This is a genomic window from Streptomyces sp. NPDC104096, assembly GCF_055584385.1.
In genome coordinates, this window is the sequence record NZ_JBVJMD010000036.1 from 62,232 (window position 1) to 82,903 (window position 20,672).

Annotated in this window: 14 protein-coding genes and 1 pseudogene; 9 read left to right on the forward strand and 6 right to left on the reverse strand. The window is 71.6% G+C overall.

Features of this window, described 5'->3' with window-relative positions:
• Positions 1 to 58: 58 nt before the first annotated feature.
• Positions 59 to 3,070 (reverse strand): bifunctional [glutamine synthetase] adenylyltransferase/[glutamine synthetase]-adenylyl-L-tyrosine phosphorylase, encoded by a 3,012-nt coding sequence (locus tag ACZ60B_RS29225; protein WP_469392082.1) that lies wholly within the window; start codon positions 3,068 to 3,070, stop codon positions 59 to 61.
• Between the two features lie 320 nt (positions 3,071 to 3,390).
• Between ACZ60B_RS29225 and ACZ60B_RS29230 the strand changes: the two genes are divergently transcribed.
• From ACZ60B_RS29230 to ACZ60B_RS29240, 3 genes are read left to right on the forward strand one after another with little or no spacing between them, the layout of a single operon-like run.
• Positions 3,391 to 4,281, forward strand: a complete 891-nt coding sequence (locus tag ACZ60B_RS29230) for an alkaline phosphatase family protein (protein WP_469392084.1) — start codon at positions 3,391 to 3,393, stop codon at positions 4,279 to 4,281.
• Between the two features lies 1 nt (position 4,282).
• Entirely contained in the window at positions 4,283 to 5,605 is a 1,323-nt protein-coding gene (locus ACZ60B_RS29235) for an MFS transporter (RefSeq protein ID WP_469392086.1), read from the forward strand.
• Positions 5,602 to 6,621 (forward strand): TolB family protein, encoded by a 1,020-nt coding sequence (locus tag ACZ60B_RS29240; protein WP_469392088.1) that lies wholly within the window; start codon positions 5,602 to 5,604, stop codon positions 6,619 to 6,621. Before ACZ60B_RS29235 ends, ACZ60B_RS29240 begins: the two co-directional genes overlap by 4 nt.
• A gap of 228 nt (positions 6,622 to 6,849) precedes the next feature.
• Here ACZ60B_RS29240 and ACZ60B_RS29245 read toward each other — a convergent pair whose 3' ends face one another.
• From ACZ60B_RS29245 to glnA, 3 genes and pseudogenes are all read right to left on the reverse strand, one after another.
• Complete coding sequence (locus ACZ60B_RS29245; protein WP_469392090.1) at positions 6,850 to 8,376, reverse strand: FAD-binding oxidoreductase; 1,527 nt, start codon at positions 8,374 to 8,376, stop codon at positions 6,850 to 6,852.
• A 738-nt stretch (positions 8,377 to 9,114) separates the two neighbouring features.
• A pseudogene (locus tag ACZ60B_RS29250) lies at positions 9,115 to 9,327 on the reverse strand (helix-turn-helix domain-containing protein); the annotation flags it as partial.
• A gap of 92 nt (positions 9,328 to 9,419) precedes the next feature.
• Positions 9,420 to 10,781, reverse strand: coding sequence for a type I glutamate--ammonia ligase (gene glnA, locus ACZ60B_RS29255; RefSeq protein WP_469392093.1), 1,362 nt, complete (start codon positions 10,779 to 10,781; stop codon positions 9,420 to 9,422).
• A 313-nt stretch (positions 10,782 to 11,094) separates the two neighbouring features.
• Between glnA and ACZ60B_RS29260 the strand changes: the two genes are divergently transcribed.
• Both ACZ60B_RS29260 and ACZ60B_RS29265 read left to right on the forward strand, forming a co-directional pair.
• Positions 11,095 to 12,288, forward strand: coding sequence for a globin domain-containing protein (locus ACZ60B_RS29260; RefSeq protein ID WP_469392095.1), 1,194 nt, complete (start codon positions 11,095 to 11,097; stop codon positions 12,286 to 12,288).
• A 212-nt stretch (positions 12,289 to 12,500) separates the two neighbouring features.
• Positions 12,501 to 12,971 (forward strand): DUF2871 domain-containing protein, encoded by a 471-nt coding sequence (locus tag ACZ60B_RS29265; protein WP_469392097.1) that lies wholly within the window; start codon positions 12,501 to 12,503, stop codon positions 12,969 to 12,971.
• A gap of 30 nt (positions 12,972 to 13,001) precedes the next feature.
• On the opposite strand, the gene ACZ60B_RS29270 is transcribed toward ACZ60B_RS29265, so the two are convergent.
• Complete coding sequence (locus tag ACZ60B_RS29270) at positions 13,002 to 13,436, reverse strand: RrF2 family transcriptional regulator (RefSeq protein ID WP_469392098.1); 435 nt, start codon at positions 13,434 to 13,436, stop codon at positions 13,002 to 13,004.
• Between the two features lie 168 nt (positions 13,437 to 13,604).
• Between ACZ60B_RS29270 and ACZ60B_RS29275 the strand changes: the two genes are divergently transcribed.
• From ACZ60B_RS29275 to ACZ60B_RS29290, 4 genes are all read left to right on the forward strand, one after another.
• Positions 13,605 to 14,264, forward strand: a complete 660-nt coding sequence (locus ACZ60B_RS29275; RefSeq protein ID WP_469392100.1) for a DUF3105 domain-containing protein — start codon at positions 13,605 to 13,607, stop codon at positions 14,262 to 14,264.
• Positions 14,261 to 14,884, forward strand: a complete 624-nt coding sequence (locus ACZ60B_RS29280) for a DUF305 domain-containing protein (protein ID WP_469392101.1) — start codon at positions 14,261 to 14,263, stop codon at positions 14,882 to 14,884. The genes ACZ60B_RS29275 and ACZ60B_RS29280 overlap by 4 nt, the downstream gene beginning before the upstream one ends.
• A gap of 313 nt (positions 14,885 to 15,197) precedes the next feature.
• Complete coding sequence (locus ACZ60B_RS29285) at positions 15,198 to 17,138, forward strand: S53 family peptidase (protein WP_469392103.1); 1,941 nt, start codon at positions 15,198 to 15,200, stop codon at positions 17,136 to 17,138.
• Between the two features lie 134 nt (positions 17,139 to 17,272).
• Positions 17,273 to 19,318, forward strand: coding sequence for an NAD(+) synthase (locus ACZ60B_RS29290; RefSeq protein WP_469392119.1), 2,046 nt, complete (start codon positions 17,273 to 17,275; stop codon positions 19,316 to 19,318).
• Between the two features lie 86 nt (positions 19,319 to 19,404).
• Here the strand turns inward: ACZ60B_RS29290 and ACZ60B_RS29295 are convergent, their stop codons facing one another.
• Complete coding sequence (locus ACZ60B_RS29295) at positions 19,405 to 20,625, reverse strand: MFS transporter (RefSeq protein WP_469392105.1); 1,221 nt, start codon at positions 20,623 to 20,625, stop codon at positions 19,405 to 19,407.
• Positions 20,626 to 20,672 lie beyond the last annotated feature (47 nt).

Below are 20,672 nucleotides of genomic sequence, written 5' to 3' on the forward strand. Positions count from 1 at the left end.
CGGCCGGACGGCAACGGCGGCTGCCGACGGGCCGGACGGCAGTGCCGCCCGGGCGCGGTCAGCGCTCGCCCGCCGCCCCGTAGAACAGCTCCTCGACCACCGCCCGCGCCCGGCGTGTCGTACGCCGGTAGTCGTCCAGCATGTCGCCCGCGTGGCCCGGGCTGTAGCCCAGGTAGCGGCCGACCGCGGCCAGCTCGCGGGGGTCGGTGGGGAAGGTGTCCCCGGCCCGGCCGCGGACCAGCATGACCGCGTTGCGCACCCGGGTCGCCAGGATCCACGCCTCGTCGAGGATGGCGGCGTCCTCGCCGCCGATCAGCTCGGCGGCGCGGGCGGCGGCCAGCGCCTCCCGGGTGCGGGTGGTGCGCAGGCCCGGCTCCGCCCAGCCGTGCCGCAGCTGGAGCAGTTGCACGGTCCACTCGACGTCGGAAAGACCGCCGGGGCCGAGCTTGGTGTGCAGCTTGGGGTCGGCACCGCGCGGCAGCCGCTCGGACTCCATCCGGGCCTTCAGCCGCCGGATCTCGCGCACCGCCTCGTCGCCGAGCCCCTCCGCCGGGTAGCGCAGCGGGTCGACCAGGTCGAGGAAGCGGCGGCCCAGCTCGGGGTCCCCGGCGACCTGCTCGGCGCGCAGCAGGGCCTGCGACTCCCAGACCAGGGACCAGCGGCGGTAGTAGGCCTCGTAGGACTTCAGCGTCCGCACCAGCGGGCCGGACTTGCCCTCCGGGCGCAGGTCGGCGTCGATGAGCAGGGGCGGGTCGGCGCTGGGGATCTGGAGCAGCCTGCGCATCTCGGAGACCACCTTGTTGGCCGCGTCGGCGGCCTCCCGCTCGTCGACGCCCTCGCGCGGCTCGTGCACGAACAGGACGTCGGCGTCGGAGCCGTAGCCCAGTTCGTGGCCGCCGAAGCGGCCCATGCCGATGACGGCGAAGCGGGTGGGCAGCCGCTCGCCCCAGCCCTCGCGCACCACCGCGCGCAGGGTGCCGGCCAGCGTCGCCGCCGTCAGGTCCGACACCGCGCCGCCCACCCGGTCCACCAGGGCGCCCTGGTCGGCCTCGGCCGGCTGGGTCTCGGTGCCGTAGGAGCCGACGATGTCCGCGGCGCACGTACGGAACAGTTCGCGGCGGCGGACACCGCGGGCGGCCCTGACGCCGTCCTCGGCGTTCTCGGCGCGGCCGACCGCGGCCAGGGTCTCCTGTTCCAGGTGGGCTCGGGAGCGGGGTTCGAGTCCGCCGCCGTCGCCGTCGCCGAGCAGTGCCACCGCCTCGGGCGCGCGCATCAGCAGGTCGGGGGCGAGGCGGCCGGCGGACAGGACGCGCGCGAGGTTCTCGGCGGCGGCGCCCTCGTCGCGCAACAGCCTCAGGTACCAAGGGGTCTTGCCGAGCGCGTCGGAGACGTTGCGGAAGTTGAGCAGGCCCGCGTCGGGTTCGGCGGAGTCCGCGAACCAGCCCAACAGGACGGGCAGCAGGGTGCGTTGGATGGCGGCCTTGCGGGTGACGCCGGAGGCGAGGGCCTCCAGGTGGCGCAGGGCCGCGGCCGGGTCGGCGTAACCGAGCGCGACCAGCCGTTCGCGTGCCGCCTCGGGGCTCAACCGGGTCTCCCCCGGCGCCAGTTGGGCGACCGCGTCGAGCAGCGGCCGGTAGAAGAGCTTCTCGTGCAGACGGCGTACGACGCTGGTGTGCCGCTTCCACTCACGGGTCAGCTCGGCGGCCGGGTCGGTGCGCAGGCCCAGGGAGCGGCCGAGGCGGCGCAGGTCGGCCTCGGCCTCCGGGACGAGGTGGGTGCGGCGCAGCCGGTGGAGCTGGATGCGGTGTTCCATGGAGCGCAGGAAGCGGTAGGCCTCGTCGAGCTGGACGGCGTCCGCGCGGCCGACGTAGCCGCCCGCGGCCAGGGCGTGCAGGGCGTGCAGGGTGGTGCCGCTGCGCAGCGAGACGTCCGCCCGTCCGTGCACCAACTGGAGCAGCTGTACGGCGAACTCGACGTCCCGCAGGCCGCCGGGGCCGAGCTTCAGCTCGCGGTCGACCTCGGCGACGGGGATGTTCTCGACCACCCGGCGGCGCATCTTCTGCACGTCGGCGACGAAGTTCTCGCGTTCGGCGACCTGCCAGACCAGGGGTTCGAGGGCGGCGACGTACTCCTCGCCGAGCGCGAGGTCCCCGGCGACCGGGCGGGCCTTGAGCAGCGCCTGGAACTCCCAGGTCTTGGCCCAGCGCTGGTAGTAGGCCAGATGGCTGGCGAGGGTGCGCACCAGCGGACCGTTTCTGCCCTCGGGACGCAGATTGGCGTCGACGGGCCAGATGGAGCCCTCGACGGTGGTCTCGGAGCAGATCCGCATCATGTGCGAGGCCAGCCTGGTCGCCGACCTGAGGGCCTTGCCCTCGTCGGCGAGGCCGTCGGCCGCCTCGCCGACGAAGATGACGTCGACGTCGGAGACGTAGTTGAGTTCGTGGCCGCCGCACTTGCCCATCGCGATCACCGCGAGCCGGCACGCGGCGGCGTCCTCGGGCGCGGCGGCACCGGCGATGCGCAGGGCGGCGCGCAGGGTCGCGGTGGCCAGGTCGGCGAGCTCGGCGGCGGTCTCGGCCAGGTCGGTGGTGCCGCACACGTCACGGGCGGCGATGGACAGCAGGCAGCGGCGGTAGGCGACGCGCAGCGAGACGGGGTCCACGGCCTGCGCCAGACCGCGCTCGAACTCCTCGACCCCCGGGTGGAGATCGCGCGGCTCGTAGGTGACGAGCTCCTCCCAGTCGCGCGGGTGCCGGGCGAGGTGGTCGGCGAGCGCGGCGGAGGCGCCGAGCACGCCGAGCAGCCGGTCGCGCAGCGGCTTGGCCGCTATCAACGTGTCGAGCAGCTCTCGGCGGGCCGCGGGGCCGGGCTGCGCCTCCAGCACCCGGACGAGGCCGTGCAGCGCGAGGTCGGGGTCGGCGGTCACGCCCAGCGCCTCCAGGAGCACCGGGTCGTCGCGGACGCCCGCGAGTTCGGGGCTGTCCAGGAGCCGTTCCGCGGCCGAGGGATCGGTGAAGCCGTGCCGCAGCAGCCTGGTGAAGGTGCTGCTCCTGCGCCCCGGCGCCGTCATCCCCGGCCTCCCGTCGGATCGAGCCATCGGATCAAGGTCGTACTGGCCCGAGCCTAACCGGAGTCCCTGGCCGAAGCGCTGGGGCCGGCGCCTACGAGTCGCGCCGACGGGCGGGGCGCGCCCCGTCGGGGGAGGATCCTGACCAGAACCCGACCCGATCCTGCCAGGACGGCCGGCCGGACGGAGGGCTCTGTTCCGTGGTGGACGCAGTAGTTCACCCGGTCTTCATCCACCGGGTTTCACGTCGTGGGACAGCGGAATTTTGGCGTGCGCATGCTCTGTCCGCACCGCCACCCCGTTCTTTCCCATCGGAGGTAGATGTGTCCGGCAGTTCCGTGTACCGCCGCAGTCGCGCGGCACTGGCGTCCGGGCTGGCCCTCGCGGCCGCCGCGGTCGGCCTGTGGACCGGCCTCGGCGGCTCCTCGACCGCGCAGGCCGCGGCCGCGGTGCCGACCCCGGACCACGTGGTCGTGGTGGTCTTCGAGAACCACGCCTACAGCCAGGTCATCGGCTCCTCCAGCGCCCCCTACATCAACTCGCTCAGGACGGGCGGCGCCAACCTCACCCAGGCCTACGCCGAGACCCACCCGAGCCAGCCGAACTACTTCGCCCTGTTCTCCGGCTCCACCCAGGGCATCACGGACGACAGCTGCTACACGCCCGGCTTCTCCTCGGCCGCCAACCTGGCCTCCGAGGTGATCGCGGCCGGCCGCACCTGGGCCAGCTACAACGAGACGCTGCCCAGCCAGGGCTCGACCACGTGCAGCAGCGGCAACTACGCCCGCAAGCACAACCCGTGGTTCGGCTTCAGCAACGTGCCGACCTCGACGGCGAAGACCTTCGCCCAGTTCCCCACCGACTACACCACCCTGCCGAACGTCTCCTTCGTCGTCCCCAACCTGTGCAGCGACATGCACGACTGCTCGGTGGCGACCGGTGACACCTGGCTGAAGAACAACCTGAGCGCGTACGCCACCTGGGCCAAGACCCACAACAGCCTGCTCGTCGTCACCTTCGACGAGGACAACCGGCTGGCCGGCAACCGCATCCCGACGGTGCTGTACGGGCAGCCGGTCACGGCCGGGTCCAGCTCGTCGACCACGTACAACCACTACAACCTGCTGCGCACCCTGGAGGACTCGCAGGGCCTGAGCGCCCACGCGGGCAACGCGGCCTCCGCAGCGGACATCACGGGCATCTGGGCGTCCTGACATGTACGTCGCGGACAGTCGCGCCGGGGCTCCCGGCGCGCCGGTGTCCGCGGACGGCGCCGTCCGGCCTTCCGCCGGGCGGCGCCGCGCCGCGGTCGCCCCCACGGTGCTGGCGCTCGGCACGGTCAGTCTGATCACCGACGTGTCCTCGGAGATGGTGACGGCGGTCCTCCCGCTGTACCTGGTGGCGGGCCTCGGCCTGTCCCCGCTCGGCTTCGGGCTCCTGGACGGCGTCTACAACGGCTTCTCGGCCCTGGTGCGGCTGGCCGGCGGCCATCTGGCCGACCGGGGCGGGGGCCGCCACAAGTGGGTGGCGGGCATCGGCTACGGCCTCTCGGCCCTGTGCAAGCCGCTGCTGCTGCTGGCGCACACCCTCACCCCCATCGGTCTGGTCCTGGCCGCCGACCGCACCGGCAAGGGGCTGCGCACCGCCCCGCGCGACGCGCTGATCTCGCTGTCCAGCACGCCCGAGACCCGCGGCCGCGCCTTCGGGGTGCACCGGGCGATGGACACGGCGGGCGCGCTGCTCGGTCCGCTGATGGCGTTCCTGATCCTGCGGGCGACGGTGGACGGTTACGACGCCGTGTTCACCGTGAGCTTCTGTGTCGCGGTGATAGGCGTGCTGGTCCTGGTCCTGTTCGTGCCGAACGGCGATCCGGCGCCCCCGACGGCTCCCCCGGCCCCGCAGCCGGCCGCGGCCGCGCAGGCTCCCGATGCCCCGGCCGAGCGCCCCACCCTGCGAGCCGCCCTGGGCCTGCTGCGCCGGCGCGACCTGCGCCGGATCACGCTCTGCGCCCTGCTGCTCGGCCTGGCCACGGTCAGCGACTCCTTCGTCTACCTGCTGCTGCAACGCCGTCTGGGCGTCCCCGACCGCTGGTTCGCGCTGCTGCCGCTGGGCACCGCGGCGGCCTTCCTGCTGCTGGCGGTGCCGCTGGGCCGGCTGGCGGACCGGGTGGGCGGCCGCCGGGTGTTCCTGGCCGGGCACGGAGCGCTGCTCCTGGCGTACGGCGTCCTGCTCTCCTCCTGGCACGGCAGCGCGCTGCCGTACGCCGTCCTGCTCCTGCACGGCGGTTTCTACGCGGCCACCGACGGGGTGCTGATGGCGGCGGCCTCGGAGAGCGTGCCGCCGGCCCTGCGCTCGTCCGGTCTGGCCCTGGTCCAGACGGGCCAGGCACTCGCCCGCTTCACCTGTTCCCTGGGGTTCGGGGCGGCCTGGACGCTCTGGGGCGACCGTACGGCGCTGCTGGCGTCGACGGTGGCGCTGGCGGTGTGCGCGGGCTGCTGCGCCCTGGCCCTGCGTCCCGCCCGGGAGGGCACCTCATGACCGTACGCAACCGCATCCTGGTGCTGCTCTCGGCCGTCGCCGTCCTGGCGGCGGTGGCGGCGGGCGCAGTCCTGCACGCCTCGGCCCGGGCGGAGCGCCGGGACCAGGTCCAGGCGGGCGGCCCCGCGGTGACGTCCGGCCCGGTCACGCTGACCGCCCGCGGCCGCCTGGTCTTCCGCAACATGGCCTGGGGCCCGCACCGCGACGAGCTCACCGCCGTCCCGGCGTCGGCCCCGGCCGGGGCCCGGACCGCCTCGGGCGTCAAGTGCCTGCGCTTCTACGCCGCGGCCGGCACCGGTGTGTGCCTCCAGGCGGTGCACGGCGCGGTCTCCGACACCTACCGCGCGCTGATCCTGGACGCCCGGCTGAAGGAGACCGCCCGCTACGACGTCCCCGGCATCCCCTCCCGCGCCCGGGTCTCCCCCAGCGGCCGCTTCGCCGCCTGGACGGCGTTCGTCGGCGGCGACTCCTACGCCGGCACGAACTTCTCCACCCGGGCGGCGATCGTGGACACCAGGACGGGGAAGCTGATCCCGTCGCTGGAGGAATTCGGGATCGTGAAGGACGGCCGGCGCTACCGGGCGGCCGACGTGAACTTCTGGGGCGTGACCTTCGCGGCGGACGACCGCACGTTCTACGCGACGATGGCGACGAAGGGGAAGACCTACCTCGTCCACGGCGACCTGCGGACCCGCACCGTGACGACCGTGCGGACGAACGTGGAGTGCCCGTCGCTCTCCCCCGACGGCACCCGGATCGCCTTCAAGAAGCGCGTCGCGGGCCTGCCCGCCGACGCCCCCTGGCGGCTGTACGTCCTCGACCTGCGCACCCTGCGCGAGACCCCGCTCGCCGAGTCCCGCAGCGTCGACGACCAGGCGGTCTGGGAGAACGCCCGCACGCTCGTCTACGCCCTGCCGGGCGACTACGGGGCGGACCTGTACACCGTCCCGTCCGACGGCACGGGCCACCCCCACCGCCTCACCACGGCAGCGGTCTCCCCCACCTACCTCGGCTGACCGTCCCGGACACGACGGTGGGGCGGGAGGGTCACCCCTCCCGCCCCACCGAACCGGCCGCCGGACCCCTTACCGCACCGGCGGGTTCTTGCGCAGGCAGAGGGATCGTCAGCAGGCTGACGATCCCTCATGCAGGATCGAGGCCGACGACACCCCTTCGACCGCGTCGGGCCCTTCTGCGTGGAAGGCCGAGCCTGACCGGGGCGGGGCCCGACGGCGAACTGTCGATCAGCGTGACGCGGGCGGGATGCTCTGCTCGTACTGGAAGACGTTGTAGGGGTCGTACTTCGCCTTGATCCCGCGCAGCCGCTCGAAGTTGCGCCTCCCCCAGTAGGCGGTCTCCCACTCCTGCATGCCGACGTTCGGCACGTTGACGTAGGCGCCGTCCACGAAGCCGCGCATCGCCTGGCTGAATTCGGCGGTCCAGGCCTGGCACGTCGAGGTGAGCGGGTCGCAGACGCCTGGTGTCGTCGAAGGAGTTCCCCAGGCTGCGCCGATCTCGCCGTAGAAGATCGCGTCGCGGTGCACGAACGCGGTGCCGCCGCGGGGCTCCTTCTTGATCGCCCCGCCGAAGGCATCGACGAAGTAGTTGCTGTCCTCCGTGGGAGCGTTCCGCATGTAGTGGCCGATGACGTCGATCGCCTTCTTCGAGAACAGCTTCTTGGCGAACTGCGAGAAGAACTTGACGTTGGCGGGCTCCTGCGAGCGCGGGACCTGCGCTCCGGCGAAGATGGGGCCCCAGTTGCCGACCTGCACTGTCACATCGGGCGAGCCGATCGACAGGATCGGGGCCAGCAGCTTTTTGGCCTCTGCCGCCGTGCCCTCCGCGAGCCACGCGAACAGCAGGATCTGGGACTTGTGGATCTCGACTTCGGATCCGAGGCGGTTGTCGGCGAACGGTACCGTGCGCTGCCAGGCATCGAAGATCCCGTGCAGGTCCGTAAGGCCGTCCCAGGTCGCCGTCACGTAGGCGATGCGCTTGAGCGGGTGCACCTTGTAGGTGAGTTGCGTGACGATTCCGAAGTTGCCGTTTCCCGCCCCACGGAGCGCCCAGAGCAGGTCCGAGTGGTCCTTCAGGTCGGCGTGGATCACCTTGGCGCACTCGCGACCCGACGGGACGACGACCTCGGTCCCGATCAGGCTGTCGCAGGCCATGCCGAGATAGCGGTTGAGGGGGCCGAGGCCGCCGCCGACCGTCGCACCGACCAGGCCGACGCTGCCCTCGCTTCCGGTCGTGACCGCGAGGTCCCGCTTGGCGAGCGCCGTCACCGCTTCCTGCTGGGTCAGGCCGGCGCCGACCGTCGCGATACGAGCGTCGGCGTCGATGTGGACCGACTTGAGCTGGCTGACGTCGATCACGATGCCGTTGTCGATGTTCGACCAGCCCTCCAGGGCGTGGCGGCCGCTGCGTACCCGCAGTGCGACGTTGTGCTGCCGCGCCCAGGTGAGGGCGTTCACCACGTCCTGGGTCTTCTGGGCGAAGACGATGACCAGCGGGTAGTGGGAGAACAGCTGGTCGTAGTCGATGCGATCTTCCGTGTACGAAGCGTCACCGGGGCGGACGATGTGACCGGTCAGCTTCGCCGGCCGACATCCCGACGACCCTTTGGTCGGGTCGCTCGCGGCCAGAAGGTCCAAGGTGCTCGCGGCCGCGATGTCCGGCGCGCCTGCGGCCGTAAGGCCCGGGACGACGACCGCCCCGGCGCCGGCGGCCGCTGACGCCCTGAGCAGGTAGCGGCGGGAGAAATCGCTCAAGGTCCAGATCCTCTCGATCGGGCTACGCCGGTACGCGGCTGAGGGAGCTTTTACCCGCCAGCCGCCGGGCAGTCCTTTGTGGTCGACCTCCGCACGCTAACGGGGCGACCATGCGGTTTTTCCCGACACGCCAATCGAGGACGATGACGACAGTCCGAAGGAGTAACTCAGCGGGATCCCGTCATAACCGGTTCGGGATGCACCGCGTCCTGCTCGAAGCCCTCCCTTGGTCCAAGCGGTCAGAATAAGCGGGTGCTCTCGAAGACGACGGGCTCGCCGAGCCTGCTGGTCAGGTCAGGTCAGGTCAGGTCAGGTCAGCGTCTCGCAATGACCCGACGAACCGCCTCTCTGATAAGAATTTGCGGGCGCGCCCCCGTAATCACCACTCCCGCCTGGCGAACCCCCGGAATACCCTGCTCCTACTTCCCGCGTTTTCGGTGGGCGCCTATACAATTTCGAACTTTCTCCACGGCTGCTGAACTTGAATGGGTGATGTCGGGACACTCCTCGGCCGGTGGCGATTCCTCCACCAGCGCGGACCTGGCCGAACAGGTCGTCGGAGAAGCCTGCGGCCGGTAGCAGCGCGTCCTCGGTCATCCACAGCGATACCGTGTCGATCGCGAGCGTCCTGTCGGTGAAGCAGTCGCTCGGGATCTCCAGCGGATCGTCGAAGCGAACCGTCCGCCGGGTTCGGTCCGAGGTTCGCGGGCCTCGCGTCACGGTCTGGAAGGAATCGTCGTCGGTGTGAACGACGGCCCGCCGCGTCGGCTGCTGCCACGACCAGCCGTGCCGCTTCAGCGGTCGCCAGGTGCCCTCCACGGTGTACGAGACGTGGGACAGCAGGCCGATCAACGTCTTCACCCGGGCCGGCGTCCACCGTTGATCCGTCCAGCCGTGCGCCGGCGGTCCCCGCTCCGACTCGCGTTCCAGACGTATGATCTGGACCTCGGACGGCCCAGGGTCGGTGAGAGGCGGCGGGGCCGGCGGTCCATGACCGTCAGCCCCGTTCGTCGTGTCGGCGGGAAACCCGCTCCGACCGGCGCTTACAGCACCGGCAGGTTCTTCCGCAGCTCGAACGCGGTGACCTCGCTGCGGTACTCCTCCCACTCCTGGCGCTTGTTGCGCAGGAAGAAGTCGAAGACGTGCTCGCCGAGGGTCTCCGCGAGGAGGTCGCTGCGCTCCATCAGGCTCAGGGCCTCGCCGAGGTTCTGCGGGAGGGGCTCGATGCCCATCGCGCGGCGCTCGGCGTCGGACAGGGCCCAGACGTCGTCCTCGGCGCCGGGCGGCAGTTCGTAGCCCTCCTCGATGCCCTTGAGGCCGGCCGCCAGGAGCACGGCGTAGGCCAGGTAGGGGTTGGTGCCGGAGTCGAGGGAGCGGACCTCGACGCGGGCGGAGCCGGTCTTGCCGGGCTTGTACATCGGGACGCGGACCAGGGCCGAGCGGTTGTTGTGGCCCCAGCAGATGTACGAGGGGGCCTCGCCGCCGGCGCCCGCGGTGCGCTCGGAGCCGCCCCAGATGCGCTTGTAGGAGTTGACCCACTGGTTGGTGACGGCGGAGATCTCCGCGGCGTGCCGCAGCAGGCCCGCGATGAAGGAGCGGCCGACCTTGGAGAGCTGGTACTCGGCGCCGGACTCGTAGAACGCGTTGCGGTCGCCCTCGAAGAGGGAGAGGTGGGTGTGCATGCCGCTGCCCGGGTACTCCGAGAACGGCTTCGGCATGAAGGTGGCCTGGACGCCCTGCTCCAGCGCGACCTGCTTCATGATCAGCCGGAAGGTCATGATGTTGTCGGCCGTGGAGAGCGCGTCGGCGTAGCGCAGGTCGATCTCCTGCTGGCCGGGGGCGCCCTCGTGGTGGCTGAACTCGACCGAGATGCCCATCGACTCCAGCATGGTGATGGCCTGGCGACGGAAGTCCTGGCCGACGTTCTGCGGGGTGTGGTCGAAGTAGCCCGAGTTGTCGGCGGGGGTCGGGCGGGAGCCGTCGAGGGGCTTGTTCTTCAGCAGGAAGAACTCGATCTCGGGGTGGGTGTAGAAGGTGAAGCCCAGGTCGGAGGCGCGGGCCAGGGCGCGCTTGAGGACGTAGCGCGGGTCGGCGAAGGACGGGGAGCCGTCCGGCATGAGGATGTCGCAGAACATCCGGGCGGTGCCGGGGGCCTCGGCGCGCCAGGGCAGGACCTGGAAGGTGCCCGGGTCCGGCTTGGCGATCATGTCGGACTCGTAGACCCGGGCGAAGCCCTCGATCGCGGAGCCGTCAAAACCGATGCCCTCGTCGAAGGCCTGCTCGAGCTCGGCGGGGGCCACGGCGACGGACTTGAGGAAACCCAGTACGTCCGTGAACCACAGCCGTACGAACCGGATGTCGCGCTCCTCCAAGGTCCGGAGCACGAACTCCTGCTGCTTGTCCATCTTCCGCTTCCCCATCCTTGCTGGTCAGGCCGCCTGTCTCCCGCATCGCGGGAAGCGGTCGGGCACCTGAGCATCCCACCACAACACCATTTCATGCGCGTTGCAGACCTTGATCATCCCGTCGTCATCGGGCTGAACGCCTCACGTACAGCAGATGTACTGCTCTGAAGCCCATCTTGCCTGCTCGGGACGACATCCGTAATGGCCGCCCCCGGTCGTCTCGAATCCGACGCTTAAACTTGCATCTCAGATGCAAGTTTTACTACGGTGTGCGACAGCCGAGCGATCGATCATCGATTCCGAGGAGCATCCGATGCTGTCCGAACAGTCCGCCGCCACCGTCCGCGCGACGCTTCCCGCCGTGGGCGCGTCCCTCGGCGAGATCACCGATCGCTTCTACACCGGGCTGTTCGCCGCCCACCCCGAGCTGCTGCGCGACCTGTTCAACCGCGGCAACCAGGCGGCGGGCACCCAGCGCCAGGCGCTGGCCGGTTCCATCGCCGCCTTCGCGACGCACCTCCTGGACCACCCGGACCGGCGGCCGGACGCCATGCTGGGCCGTATCGCCCACAAGCACGCCTCGCTGGGCGTCAGGCCCGAGCAGTACGCGGTCGTCCACGAGCACCTCTTCGCCGCCATCGTCGACGTGCTCGGCGAGGCCGTCACCCCGGAGGTCGCGGCCGCCTGGACCGAGGTCTACTGGCTGATGGCGAACGCGCTGATCGCGATCGAGCGACGGCTGTACGAGGAGAGCGGGACCGCCGAGTGGCGGACCTGGGAGGTCGTGGAGCGCGTCGCGGAGACGGAGGACGTCGTCACCTTCCGGCTGCGCCCGCTCGACGGGGGCGCGGTGCGCGACTTCCGGGCCGGCCAGTACGTCTCCGTCCGCGTCGGACTCGCCGACGGCGCCCGTCAGATCCGCCAGTACAGCCTCTCGGGCGCGACCGGCTCCGACGCCCTGCGCCAGATCAGCGTCAAGCGGGTCCCGGGTGACGCCACGACGCCGGAGGGCGAGGTCTCCAACCACCTCCACGCGCACGTGCGGGTGGGCGACGCCCTGGAGCTCTCCGAGCCGTACGGCGACCTGGTGCTCGACGACAGCGCGGACACGCCGCTGCTGCTCGCCTCGGCCGGCATCGGCGTGACCCCGATCGTCGCGATGCTGGGCCGGCTGGCGGAGACGGGCCACTCCGCCCCCGTCACGGTCGTCCACGGCGACCGCTCCCCGGCGCACCACGCCCTGCGCGCCGAGCACGAGGCGTACGCGGCGAAGCTCCCGCAGGCGCCCGTCCACTTCTGGTACGAGCGTCAGGCGCCGGAGGGGTCCGCCCGCACCGGCCTGGTCGACCTCACGGACGTGACCGTCCCGGCGGGCACGCGCGCGTACCTGTGCGGCCCGCTGCCGTTCATGCGGGCGGTACGGGGCCAGCTGATCGAGAAGGGCGTGGCCGCGGCGGACATCCACTACGAGGTGTTCGGGCCCGACCTGTGGCTCGCGGGGGCCTGAGCGACGGGACCGGCGGGGCGGGCCTCCACCCGGGGGCCCGCCCCGCCGGTCCACCCGCCCGCACGGCGCCGCGTCCGGCCCTGCGGGCCTGCCGCACAAGGATCATGACTCGCCATCAGTGTCGTCGTTGACGGGCGGACGCGAGGTGCGCAAGGTGGACGGATCACCGGCTCTCCGGCTCATCGGTTCACCGCCCCAGGGGGACGACAGACATGCGGAAGATCCTCAACACCGCCCACATCTACATGATCGTCGGAGTGCTCAGCGGCTTGTACTACCGCGAGCTCACCAAGGCCGAGGACTTCACCGGCGACACCCAGCTCGGCGTCGTGCACACGCATCTGCTGGCCCTCGGCATGCTGTTCTTCCTCATCGTGCTGGTCCTGGAGAAGCAGTTCGACCTGACCTCGAACCGGCTGTTCGGGTGGTTCTTCTGGATCTACAACGCCGGACTCGTGGTGACGGCCTCGATGATGACCCTGCACGGCACCCTGACGGTGCTGGGGCACGCGAGCAACGAGGGCATCGCCGTCGTCGCCGGGATCGGCCACATCCTGCTCACCGTCGGTCTGGTGCTGCTGTTCATCACCCTCGGCAAGCGCCTGCCCGCCGCCTCCAAGGCCGCCAGGACCGGCGGCGACGGCACCCCGGTCGTGGTCGCGGTGGGCCCCGAGGGCCACTGACCTCGCCCCGAGGGCCACCGACCTCTCCGGTCAGACCGGCCCGGAGATCTGCAGCAGCAGCGGTCCGGTCGGCCCGGCGACGATGTCCTGCATGGTGACCGGGTCCAGCGTGGCGTAGAACGCCTCCTGGGCCCGGCGCAGGGCTCCGCGCAGTCGGCAGGCGGTGTTGAGGGGGCAGGGCGTGGCGCCCTCGCACTCGACGACGTCGCCCTCGCCCTCGAAGCTGCGCACGACGGCTCCCACCGACACCGTGCGGCCCTTCTCGGTGAGCGAGAGTCCGCCGCCGCGGCCGCGGCGGGCGTCGAGCAGCCCCATGTGCTGGAGCTCGGCCACGATCTTCGCGGTATGGGTGTACGGGACGCCCATGTCCTCCGCGACCTCCCGGGTCGTGGGCGTGGACCCGCCGACGACGGCCAGGCGCATGAGAACGCGCAGAGCCAGGTCGGTGGAGCGCAGCAGTCGCATGCGCCCAGGGTAGATAATGCGCATCCAGGCTTCAAATTATCTGGCCGGATCGTATCGTTCCGGCCTTTCCCGTGCCCTCACTACGGGAGCGGGCATCTCTCCCCTTACGATCGGCGGACCCGAACGATCTCACCGTCCCGCCCCCCTTTCCCCAGAAGGACAGATCTCATGGTTTCCGCCAAGAAGAGCAGCGGCACGGCGCGCCAGGCCCGTATAGCGGAGATGCGGCGCGCCGAGCAGGCCCGCGAGCGGCGCAACCGGATCCTCGTGATCGCGGCTTCCGTGGTGGCCGTCGCGGGACTGGTGGCCGGCGGTGTCTTCGTCGTGCGGTCGCAGTCCGACGACACCACGGCGGCCGACGCGAAGGCCTCGGGGCACTTCACCACCGGCAAGGACGGCGTGAGGACGTGGCAGGGCAAGCTGGGCCGGACCCATGTCGCCAAGACCGTCACGTACCCGGTGGAGCCGCCGGTCGGCGGGGACCACAACCAGGTCTGGATGAACTGCAACGGCGACGTCTACGGCAAGGCGCTCAACAACATGAACGCCGTGCACTCGCTGGAGCACGGCGCGGTGTGGGTGACGTACAACAGCAAGGCCGCCAAGGCCGACGTGGACGCGCTCGCGGCGAAGGTGAAGAAGACGCCGTACACGCTGATGAGCCCCGACGACAAGCAGTCGGACCCGATCGTGCTGACGGCGTGGGCGCACCAGCGCACGGTGAAGAGCGCGAGCGACCCGGACGTCGACGCGTTCTTCGCGAAGTTCGTCCAGGGCGAGCAGACTCCCGAGCCCGGCGCCGCCTGCACGGGAGGACTGTCGCAGTGAGGCACGTCGGACTGATCGCGGGAGCCGCGGCGGCGGCCCTGGTCGCGGCCGGCGCGATCACCTACGCGGTCGCCGAGGACCACGGCCCCGTCGCCGCCACGCCGTCCGCGGCCTCCGCGGACGCCGGGTTCGCGCGGGACATGGCGGTCCACCACCAGCAGGCCGTCGAGATGTCGTACATCGTGCGCGACCGCACCGAGGACCCCGAAGTGCGGCGCCTCGCCTACGACATCGCGCAGACGCAGGCCAACCAGCGTGGCATGCTGCTGGGCTGGCTCGACCTGTGGGGGCTGCCGAAGGTCTCCGCCGACGCGCCGATGACCTGGATGGGCATGGGCGACATGGCCTCCGGCAAGGACGGCGCGCTGATGCCGGGCATGGCGACGAACACCGAGATGAAGAAGCTCGGTACGCTCGACGGGAAGCAGGCGGAGGTCTTCTACCTCCAGCTGATGACCGACCACCACAAGGGCGGCATCCACATGGCCGAGGGCTGTGTCTCCGCGTGCACGGTCGGGGTGGAGAAGCGGCTCGCGCAGGGCATGGTCGACGCGCAGCAGTCCGAGATCGATCTGATGGCGGACATGCTCAAGTCGCGGGGCGCGAAGGCTCGTTCCTAGCGCGGGAAGGCCCGTTCGCAGCGCGGGAAGGCCCGTTCGCAGCGCGTGAAGGCTCGTCCGCAGCAGGAGAAGGCCAGTTCATAGCACGGGTGAGGCGTGGTCCGGTGGCCGTTTGCCGGATCTTCGCCTCAAATCCCCTCGGACGGCTCTTTCTTGGGATCTTTTTGGCTATCGCATTCCCCTGGCATGAACGGTTCATCGAAAGAGTGGGCCCGGCATGTGATCCATTCGCGGGCCGAACCGCCGCGGGCCCGGCGCGGATCGCATGACGGCCAACCACTACATGCATGCGAACCGCAATGCAGGGGGTTCTATGAGATCCAACCGCGCCAAGGTGCGCGCCGGAGCGAGCCTGGCGGCGACACTGCCGATGCTCGCGGGCGCGCTGGCGTTCGGCATACCCGCGGCACACGCCGTGGACAACCCGGGCCGCGACACGCTCGCGGGCACCAAGCCCGCCTGGGCCACGGCCAGGGCCGACAAGGGCGCGACGGCGGACACCGCACAGGTCTCCGCCCGCGTCTATCTGGCCGGCCGGGACGCGGCCGGCCTCGCGGCCTACGCGAAGGCGGTGTCCGACCCGGCCTCCGCCGCCTACGGCAAGTACTTGAGCGCCGACCAGGCCCAGGCCCGCTTCGGCGCGACCGAGGCCCAGGTGAAGGCGGTCAAGGCCTGGCTGGCCTCGGCCGGCCTGAAGGTCACCGGCACCACGCGGCACTACGTCTCGGTCAGCGGTGACGTGGCCGCCGCCGAGAAGGCGTTCGGCACCCAGCTGCACAACTACGCCAAGGGCTCCAGGACCTACCGCGCGCCGTCGAGGACGGCCTCCGCCCCGGAGAGCCTGAAGGGCGCCGTCCTGACCGTCACCGGCCTGGACAACGCCCCGCACCGGGCCAGTGCCAAGGAGCAACTGCCGCCGCCGGACAGTGTCTTCAAGAACTCCGGGCCGTTCTCCTCGTACTACGGCTCGAACACCGCGAGCACGCTGCCGAGCGCGTACGGCAAGAAGATCCCGTATGCCGTGGAGGGTTACACCGGCAAGCAGCTGCGCGCCGCGTACGGCGCGGGCGACTACACCGGCAAGGGCGTGCGCGTCGCCATCACCGACGCCTACGCCTCGCCGACCATCGCCTACGACGCGGCCACCTACGCGAAGCAGCACGGCGACGCCGCCTGGAAGACCGGACAGCTGCGCCAGGTGCTGCCCAAGAACTACACGAAGACCGAGGAGTGCGGGGCGGCCGGCTGGTACGGCGAGGAGACCCTCGACGTCGAGGCCGTGCACGCGGTCGCGCCGGACGCCCAGGTCACCTACGTGGGCGGCGCGTCCTGCTACGACGACGACCTGCTCGACTCGCTCAGCAAGGTCGTGGACGACCACCTGGCCGACATCGTCTCCAACTCCTGGGGCGACATCGAGGCCAACCAGACGCCCGACCTCGCGGCCGCCTACGACCAGGTCTTCCAGTTCGGCGCGGTCGAGGGCATCGGCTTCTACTTCTCCTCCGGCGACAACGGCGACGAGGTCGCCAACACCGGTACGAAGCAGGTCGACACCCCGGCCAACTCGGCGTGGGTGACCGCGGTCGGCGGCACCTCGCTGGCCGTCGGCAAGGGCGACAAGTACCTGTGGGAGACCGGCTGGGGCACCCAGAAGGCCGTGCTGTCCGCGGACGGCAAGAGCTGGACGGACTTCCCCGGCGCGTTCACCTCGGGCGCGGGCGGCGGCACCAGCGCGACGGTGGCGGAGCCCTTCTACCAGAAGGGTGTCGTCCCGGACTCGCTCGCCAAGGCGAACAACGCCGCCGGCAACCGGGTCGTCCCGGACATCTCCGCGATCGCCGACCCGAACACCGGCTTCAAGGTGGGCCAGACGCAGACCCAGGCGGACGGCACCGAGGCGTACAGCGAGTACCGCATCGGCGGCACCTCGCTGGCCGCGCCGGTCATCGCGGCCGTGCAGGCGCTGGCGCAGCAGGCCGGCGGCGGCAAGGCCCTCGGCTTCGCCAACCCGGTGATCTACGGCAAGTACGGCACGAAGGCCTACCACGACGTCACGGACAACCCGACCGGCTCCGGCCTGGCCGTGGCCCGCGTCGACTTCGTGAACGGGTACGACGCCGCCGACGGCCAGGTCGTCTCGGTCCGCAGCCTCGGCAAGGACAGCTCGCTGTCGGCCGTGAAGGGCTACGACGACGTGACCGGCGTGGGCACGCCGGCGAACGGCTACGTCCGCTCGTTCGGCCCCCGCTGAGGCACCGGCAGCACGCGCGAAGGGACACGGGAGCTGAGCCGTTCCGTGTCCCTTCCGCACGGCAGGGGCGGGCCACGCCCCGCCCCTGCCCCCCATCGTGTCGCTCTGACGATTACACTGGGTCCGTGCCTCCTCTGAACTTCGGGTCGCTCTATCAGCACGGCTTCGCACGCGTCGCCGCCTGCACGGGCCACACCGCCATCGCCGACCCGCACGCCAACGCCGAGGCGGTGCTGCGCCAGGCGCGCAGGTGCGCCGCGGAAGGTGTCGCCGTCGCCGTCTTCCCGGAGATGGTGCTGTGCGGCTACTCGATCGAGGACCTGCTGCTCCAGGACGCGCTGCTCGACGGGGTCGAGGAAGCGCTGCGGACGGTGGTGGCGGGGTCGGCCGACCTCCTGCCGGTCCTGGTCGTGGGCGCCCCGCTGCGCCACCGCAACCGGGTCTACAACTGCGCGGTGACCGTGCACCGCGGCCGGGTCCTCGGGGTCGTGCCCAAGTCGTACCCGCCGAACTACCGGGAGTTCTACGAGCAGCGGCAGATCGCCGCGGGCGACGACGAGCGCGGCGGCACGATCCGGGTCGACGGCGAGCCGGTGCCGTTCGGCGTGGACCTGCTGTTCGCCGCGGACGACGTCCCGGGTCTGGTGCTGCACACGGAGATCTGCGAGGACATGTGGGTGCCGGTGCCGCCGAGCGCCGAGGCGGCCCTGGCGGGCGCCACCGTCCTCGCCAACCTCTCCGGCAGCCCGATCACCGTCGGCCGGGCCGAGGACCGCAGGCTGATGTGCCGCTCGGCGTCCTCGCGCTGCATCGCCGCCTACGTGTACGCGGCGGCCGGGCTGGGCGAGTCGACCACCGACCTGTCCTGGGACGGCCAGACCATGATCTACGAGAACGGGGCGCTGCTGGCCGAGTCCGACCGCTTCCCGCTCCGGGACCAGTTCGCCGTGGCCGACGTCGACCTCGACCTGCTGCGGCAGGAGCGCGGCCGGACGGGCACCTTCGACGACAACCGGCGCACCCACGGCGCCCGCACCGCCGATTTCCGCACCGTGCCGTTCCGGCTGGACCCGCCGGCCGCCGACCTGGGCCTGCGGCGCCGCGTCGAGCGCTTCCCGTTCGTGCCCGCCGACCCCGACCGGCTGGCCCTGGACTGCTACGAGGCGTACAACATCCAGGTCGCGGGGCTCCAGCAGCGGCTCGCGGCGATCGGGAACCCGAAGGTGGTCATCGGGGTGTCCGGCGGTCTCGACTCCACGCACGCGCTGATCGTCGCCGCCCGCGCGATGGACCGGGCGGGCCGTCCGCGCAGCGACATCCTGGCCTGGACCCTGCCCGGCTTCGCCACCAGCGACCACACCAAGGGCAACGCGCACGACCTGATGCGCGCCCTCGGTGTCACCGCGGCCGAACTGGACATCACGCCGACCGCCCGGCTGATGCTGAAGGAGATGGACCACCCCTTCGCCGCCGGCGAGCCGGTGTACGACGTCACCTTCGAGAACGTGCAGGCCGGTCTGCGCACCGACTACCTGTTCCGGCTCGCCAACCAGCGCGGCGGCATCGTGCTCGGCACCGGGGACCTGTCCGAGCTGGCGCTCGGCTGGTCCACGTACGGCGTGGGCGACCAGATGAGCCACTACAACGTCAACTCCGGTGTGCCGAAGACGCTGATCCAGCATCTGATCCGCTGGGTCATCGGCAGCCACCAGTTCGACGACGACACCAACCGCACCCTCGCCGCCATCCTCGACACCGAGATCAGCCCGGAGCTCGTACCGGGCGAGGAGATGCAGTCCACCGAGTCGAGGATCGGCCCGTACGCGCTGCACGACTTCACGCTCTTCCACGTGCTGCGCTACGGCTTCCGGCCGTCGAAGATCGCCTTCCTGGCCCGGCACGCCTGGCACGACCCGGACACCGGCGCCTGGCCGCCCGGCTTCCCCGAGGCCGAGCGGGTGGCTTACGACCTGCCGGAGATCCGGCGCTGGCTGGAGGTGTTCTGCCGACGCTTCTTCGGGTTCGCGCAGTTCAAGCGCTCGGCCATGCCGAACGGGCCGAAGGTCTCGGCCGGCGGTTCGCTCTCGCCGCGCGGCGACTGGCGCGCGCCGTCCGACAGCACGGCCCGGTCCTGGCTGCTCGACCTGGCCCGCTTCGACCCGCCGGAGGCCGGCCGCTGAGCCACTGCCGACCGGCTGCCGAAAACGGCCCCGGCCCCGCGAACGGGGGCGGGGCCGGTTTCAGCGGTGCGGACGCAGGGGCCCTCTCAGTGGTGCAGGGCGCCCGGCCGGTCGACCAGGTGGGTGGCGACGACGCGCTCCCGCCCGGCCGCCGGGGCCGCGCGGCGGACGTCGACCAGGTGGGCGACGGCCGCCACCGCGAGACCGAGCAGCGCGAGGCCCGCGCCCGCCAGGGCCGGTGACGTCACGCCGAAGCCCGCGGCCAGGGCCAGGCCGCCGATCCACGCGCCGCCCGCGTTGGCCAGGTTGAACGCGGCCTGGTTGGCGGAGGACGCCAGGGACGGCGCCGCCGACGCCTTCTCCATGACCATGAGCTGGAGCGGCGAGCCGGTGACGAACGCGGCGACGCCGAGCAGGACGACCGCGAGCCCGGCGCTCCACTCGGCGCGCATCAGCAGCGGGAAGACCGCCAGGACGGCGACCAGCGAGACCAGACCGCCGAAGAGGGTGCGGCGCATGGCGTGGTCCGCGAGACGTCCGCCGAGCAGGTTGCCCACGGTGGCGCCCACGCCGAACAGGGCCAGCAGCAGCGTCACGCTGGAGTCGGCGTACCCTGCGGCGTCGGTGAGCATCGGGGTGATGTAGCTGTACGCGGCGAACAGCGCGCCGAAGCCCGCGACCGTCGTGCCGAGCGCCAGCCACACCGGCAGCGAGCGCAGCGCGGCCAGTTCGCCGCGCAGCCCGGTCGCGGGGGTGTGGGCGCGGTCGTGCGGGATCAGCAGCGCCAGCGCGACGATCGCCGCGAGGCCGATGGCGCTGACGCCGAGGAAGGTGGCCCGCCAGCCCAGGTGCTGGCCCATGAGGGTGGCGACCGGGACGCCGGCGACGTTGGCGACGGTCAGCCCGAGGAACATCAGCGAGACCGAGCGGGCCTTGCGCTCGGGGGCGACCAGGCCCGTCGCGACGACCGCGCCGACGCCGAAGAAGGCGCCGTGCGGGAGGCCGCTGAGGAAGCGGGCGGCCAGCAGCCAGTCGTAGTCGGGGGCGAGGGCGGAGAGGGCGTTGCCGGCCACGAACAGGACCATCAGGGCGATGAGGACCGTGCGGCGGGACAGACGCGCGGTGGCCGCGGCCAGCAGCGGGGCACCGATGACGACACCGAGGGCGTAGGCGGAGACGAGGTGTCCGGCGCCGGGTATGGAGACGCGCAGGTCGTCCGCGACCTCGGGGAGCAGCCCCATCATCACGAACTCGGTCGTACCGATGCCGAAGGCGCCGACAGCGAGGGCGAGCAGGGCCAGGGGCATGAGGGGCCTTTCCGAGCGAAGTTACGTCCATCTTATGTTCAAGGACG

Coding starts and splice junctions, on each gene's coding strand:
- ACZ60B_RS29275 (WP_469392100.1), top strand. CDS start 13,605: ATGGTTTCCGCCAAGAAGAGCAGCGGCACGGCGCGCCAGGCCCGTATA.
- ACZ60B_RS29240 (WP_469392088.1), top strand. CDS start 5,602: ATGACCGTACGCAACCGCATCCTGGTGCTGCTCTCGGCCGTCGCCGTC.
- ACZ60B_RS29295 (WP_469392105.1), bottom strand. CDS start 20,625: ATGCCCCTGGCCCTGCTCGCCCTCGCTGTCGGCGCCTTCGGCATCGGT.
- ACZ60B_RS29235 (WP_469392086.1), top strand. CDS start 4,283: ATGTACGTCGCGGACAGTCGCGCCGGGGCTCCCGGCGCGCCGGTGTCC.
- ACZ60B_RS29265 (WP_469392097.1), top strand. CDS start 12,501: ATGCGGAAGATCCTCAACACCGCCCACATCTACATGATCGTCGGAGTG.
- ACZ60B_RS29225 (WP_469392082.1), bottom strand. CDS start 3,070: ATGACGGCGCCGGGGCGCAGGAGCAGCACCTTCACCAGGCTGCTGCGG.
- ACZ60B_RS29270 (WP_469392098.1), bottom strand. CDS start 13,436: ATGCGACTGCTGCGCTCCACCGACCTGGCTCTGCGCGTTCTCATGCGC.
- ACZ60B_RS29260 (WP_469392095.1), top strand. CDS start 11,095: ATGCTGTCCGAACAGTCCGCCGCCACCGTCCGCGCGACGCTTCCCGCC.
- ACZ60B_RS29285 (WP_469392103.1), top strand. CDS start 15,198: ATGAGATCCAACCGCGCCAAGGTGCGCGCCGGAGCGAGCCTGGCGGCG.
- glnA (WP_469392093.1), bottom strand. CDS start 10,781: ATGGACAAGCAGCAGGAGTTCGTGCTCCGGACCTTGGAGGAGCGCGAC.